Source organism: Microbacterium sp., assembly GCF_039812165.1.
Classification (GTDB): domain Bacteria; phylum Actinomycetota; class Actinomycetes; order Actinomycetales; family Microbacteriaceae; genus Microbacterium.
Genome location: NZ_JBDIAB010000231.1, coordinates 1 through 4,107 on the forward strand (window position 1 = coordinate 1; position 4,107 = coordinate 4,107).

Annotated in this window: 5 protein-coding genes; all 5 read right to left on the reverse strand. The window is 76.5% G+C overall.

What is annotated here, in order from left to right; all coding sequences use genetic code 11:
* Positions 1-39: 39 nt before the first annotated feature.
* A complete protein-coding gene (locus WML84_RS13370) occupies positions 40-306 on the reverse strand; it encodes a DUF6457 domain-containing protein (RefSeq protein ID WP_347346632.1) in 267 nt (88 codons plus the stop codon).
* Positions 307-412: 106 nt separating this feature from the next.
* Positions 413-997, reverse strand: a complete 585-nt coding sequence (locus WML84_RS13375; RefSeq protein WP_347346633.1) for a nucleotidyltransferase family protein — start codon at positions 995-997, stop codon at positions 413-415.
* A complete protein-coding gene (gene moaC / locus WML84_RS13380) occupies positions 994-1,530 on the reverse strand; it encodes a cyclic pyranopterin monophosphate synthase MoaC (RefSeq protein ID WP_347346634.1) in 537 nt (178 codons plus the stop codon). Before moaC ends, WML84_RS13375 begins: the two co-directional genes overlap by 4 nt.
* Complete coding sequence (glp, locus tag WML84_RS13385; RefSeq protein WP_347346635.1) at positions 1,527-2,762, reverse strand: gephyrin-like molybdotransferase Glp; 1,236 nt, start codon at positions 2,760-2,762, stop codon at positions 1,527-1,529. The genes moaC and glp overlap by 4 nt, the downstream gene beginning before the upstream one ends.
* Entirely contained in the window at positions 2,759-4,045 is a 1,287-nt protein-coding gene (locus tag WML84_RS13390) for a ThiF family adenylyltransferase (RefSeq protein WP_347346636.1), read from the reverse strand. Before WML84_RS13390 ends, glp begins: the two co-directional genes overlap by 4 nt.
* Positions 4,046-4,107 lie beyond the last annotated feature (62 nt).

Genomic DNA, 4,107 nt, shown 5'->3' on the forward strand with positions numbered 1-4,107 from the left:
CGGCGAGCTCCTCGGCGGCCGCGAAGAAGCGGACCCGCGTCATCGCGACGACCAGCCCGAGCCGAGCTCGGAGATCGCGGCGACGGCATCCGCCGTGTCGGCGGGGCTCCCGCCCGCGCGGCCGGCGACGAGGCCCGCGACGAAGGCGCTGAACGGGGCCGCGGGGCGCGCGACGCCGACGGCGACGTCGCGGGCGAGGTCGAGGATCAGGGGGATCGAGAGGTCTTCCGGTGCGAGCCCGAACCTCTCGCGCAGGGCGGCGGCCCACTCGTCGAGGGCCTCGGGGGGCAGGGTGCGGTCGCTCATCACGTGTCCTCTCCGGTGCGTCGGCGGGTCTTCCGCGCGCGGCGGGCGTGCTCGATCGCGAGTCTAGTCCGGCATCCGACCGCGTCGGCGGGGCCGGGCACCGCGCTCAGCCGTGACGCCGGCGGGCGCGCTCCAGGTCGTCCCACGTGTCGACGTCCTCGGTCTCGTCGGGCGGCGCGGCGATCACCGCGACCGCCAGGTCGGACGTCATGGCGCGGACCGGGGCGTCCTTGCCCCTGTCCGGCAGCTCCGCGGCCGCCTCGCGCAGCGCCGCGGTGCGATACAGGCCGGTGAGCCATTGCGGACGCGAGGCCGCATCGGCGAGGCACACGCCGTCGGTGTCGGCGGGGAGGAGGGCGACGGCATCCGCGAGCCGCGCGACCGCCTCGGCGACGCCGGGCAGGTCGCACGCGAGCACGTAGGTCCACTCGGGCGCCTCGTCGCGCCACGACGCGAGCGCCGCGACGACGGCCGCGGCGGGCCCGCCGAACGGCGGATCCTCGCGCACCCACGTCAGCGCGTCGGCGTCGGGGACGTCGAGCACCGGGGCCACGACCGTGACCGGCGCGCAGCCGGCGACGGCATCCACCGCGCGGGCGAAGAGGGTCCGACCGCCCACCTCGAGCAGCGGCTTCACGGCTCCGCCGAGCCGGGTCGCCCGCCCGCCGGCGAGCAGGATCGCGCCGGTCATCCCTCTCCGGGACGGACCCAGTCGCCGCTGCGCCCGCCGCTCTTGCGGACGATGCGGACGTTGCCGATCCGCGTGCCCTTGTCGATCCCCTTCACCATGTCGACGATCGCGAGCGCCGCGACCGTCACGGCGGTGAGCGCCTCCATCTCGACGCCGGTGCGGTCGGCCGTGCGCACGGTCGCCTCGATCTCGACGCCGTCGTCGGCGATCGTCAGGTCGACCGATGCCCCGTGCACCCCGATCGCGTGTGCGAGCGGCAGCAGCTCGGGCGTGCGCTTGGCGGCCTGGATGCCGGCGATGCGCGCGACCGCGAGCACGTCGCCCTTGGGCACCGTGCCGTCGCGGAGCGCCGCGACGACGTCGTCGCGGCAGCGCACGAACCCGCGCGCCGTCGCCGAGCGGATGGTCGGCTGCTTCTCGGTCACGTCGACCATGCGGGCGTTGCCGGCGTCGTCGAGGTGGGTGAAGCCGTGCGCGGGGGTCCGTTCGTCCCGTTCGTCCCGCGAGGGCGCCTCGGACTCGTGCGTGCTCATGGGATCAGCATGACATCGACGAGGTCGCCCGCGGCGACCGCCGCCACCTCGGCGGGCACGACGGCGTACGCCTCGGCGCGCGCGAGGCCGCCGGCCAGGTGCGATCCCGAGCCGCCGGCGGTCGCGGCGCCGACCGTCCAGCGGGCGGGGTCGGTGCGGTCGATCGCGGCGGGCAGGTACTGGCGACGGCCCGGCGGCGTGCGCCACGACGACGCGGCCGGCAGCCGCAGCACCGGGCGCGCGAGGTCTGAGCGCCCCTGCAGCGCCAGCAGCGCAGGCCGCACGAAGACCTCGAACGACACCGCGGCGCTCACCGGGTTGCCCGGCAGCCCGAACAGCATCGTGCCGTCCGGCAGCACGCCGAAACCCTGCGGCTTGCCGGGCTGCATGGCGATCCGGCGGAACGCCATGGCGTCCGCGAGCGTGTTGCGCACCACCTCATAGGCCCCCGCGCTCACACCGCCCGAGAAGACCACGACGTCGGCCTCGCCGGCGACCTCGGCGAGCACGCGTTCGAGACCGTCGCCGTCGTCGTCGACGCTCGTGCGCAGGATCGGGATGCCGCCGGCCTGCGCAACGAGCCCCGCCAGCAGCAGGCTGTTGGACTCGGGGATCTGGCCGCGGCGGAGCGCCGTGCCGGGTGCGACGAGCTCGGTGCCGGTCGAGACGACCGCCACGCGCGGACGCGGGGCGACGGCGACCTCGGCGACGCCGGCCGCCGCGGCGGCGGAGACCTGGAGCGGCCCGAGCAGCGCGCCGGCGGGCACGACCTCGTCGCCGACGCGCGCGTCCTCTCCGGCCCGCCGGATGTGCGCGCGGAGCCGGGCCGGCGCCCGCTGCACCGAGATCGTGCCGAGGGAGTCGGCGAGGCCCCCCGCGGTGTCCTCGAACGGCACGATCGCGTCGGCATGGGTGGGCACGGGCGAGCCGGTCATGATGCGCGCGGCCTCCCCGGGGCCGAGTCGAGGGTCGTCGGCGGTGCCGGCGGGGAGGTCGGCGACGACCCGGAGGGTCGCGGGGGTGTCGGGCGTGGCATCCCGCACGTCGGCGTGGTGCACGGCGAAGCCGTCCATCGCCGAGTTGTCGAAGACGGGGATGTCGACCGCCGCGCGCACCGGCTGCAGCAGCGTGCGACCGATCGCGTCGACGAGGGGGACGGTCTCGGCCGCGCGCGGACGGACGGCCGCGAGCACGTCGGCGAGCTGCTCCTCGACGGTGCGCAGGCCCGTCATCCCGCCGTCTCGCGGTTCCAGGCCTCGATGCCGCCGGCGAGCACCGCCGCGTCGAGACCCACCGCGCGCAGCGCCGCGGCGGCGTGCTGGGCGCGCGCGCCCACCTTGCACACGACGACGACCGGGCCCTCGAGCGAGGCCGACACGGCGGCGGGGTCGTTCAGGACGTATCCGAGCGGCACGAGCACCGAGCCGGCGATGACGCCGGCGGCGGTCTCGACGGGCTCGCGCACGTCGAGGAGGGTCGCGCCGGCGGCCTGCGCGTCGCGGGTCTCGGCCGGGGTGAGCTGCGGGATGACGGAGGGCACGAAGTGCACGGGCGGGGCCTTTCGGTCGGCGGTCGTGGGGGTGTCGGTGCGGGCCGCGACGGATGCCGTGCGGGCGGCGACGCCGGAGGCGTCAGGGGCGGATGCCATGGCCGGGGCCGTGTCGGGAACGGATGCCGTGGCCGGGGCCGTGTCGGGAACGGATGCCGTGGCTCCGGCATCCGCTCGGTCGTCGGCGTACGAGGTGGTGCGGGACGGGCGCAGCGGCACCTCGCTCGTGCGGGCGCGGAGCGCGTCGATCACGAGCACGCGGCCGAGGAGCGGCTCGCCGATGCCGGTGAGGAGCTTGATCGCCTCGCCGGCGAGGATGCCGCCGGCCTGCAGGCACAGCGCCCCGAGCACGCCCACCTGCGCGCACGAGGGGACCTCGCCCACGGAGTCCGGCGGGTACAGGTCGTCGAGCACGACGGCGGGCGCGCCCGCGGGCGGCGCCGACCAGAACACGGTGATCTGCGCGTGGAACTCCTGCAGCACGCCCCACACGAGCGGCACGCCGAGCCGTTCGCACGCGGATGCCACGGCCCGCCGCGTCGCGAACGTGTCGGTGCCGTCGATCACGACGTCGGCGCCGTCGAGGAGGGTCGCGGCGTTGTCGCCGGTGAGCCGCTCGCGGATCGTGCGGACGCGCGTCTCGGGGGAGAGGTCGGCGGCGACGCGCACCGCGGAGTCGACCTTGGGACTCCCGACGTCGGACGTGCGGTGCACGACCTGGCGCTGCAGGTTGGTCGCCTCGACGACGTCGTCGTCGACGATCGTGATCGTGCCGACGCCCGCGGCCGCGAGGGCCAGCAGCACGGGCGATCCGAGTCCGCCCGCGCCGACGACGGCGACGTGCCCGGCGGCGAGGCGCCGCTGGCCGAGCTCGCCGAAGCCGTTCAGCACCGCGTGCCGCAGCGTGCGCGTCTGCTCCGCGTCGGAGAGCGCCGCGACGGGCTCGACGAGGGGCGGAAGGGGCATCTGCTCAGCGTAACCCCGACCCTTCCGGCGGGCTCCGGCGAGGGGCGTGATTATCCCGGCGC

Excerpts from the sequence above, each read along its gene's own strand:
- moaC (WP_347346634.1), bottom strand. The coding sequence starts at position 1,530 with ATGAGCACGCACGAGTCCGAGGCGCCCTCGCGGGACGAACGGGACGAA.
- WML84_RS13370 (WP_347346632.1), bottom strand. The coding sequence starts at position 306 with ATGAGCGACCGCACCCTGCCCCCCGAGGCCCTCGACGAGTGGGCCGCC.
- glp (WP_347346635.1), bottom strand. The coding sequence starts at position 2,762 with ATGACGGGCCTGCGCACCGTCGAGGAGCAGCTCGCCGACGTGCTCGCG.
- WML84_RS13375 (WP_347346633.1), bottom strand. The coding sequence starts at position 997 with ATGACCGGCGCGATCCTGCTCGCCGGCGGGCGGGCGACCCGGCTCGGC.
- WML84_RS13390 (WP_347346636.1), bottom strand. The coding sequence starts at position 4,045 with ATGCCCCTTCCGCCCCTCGTCGAGCCCGTCGCGGCGCTCTCCGACGCG.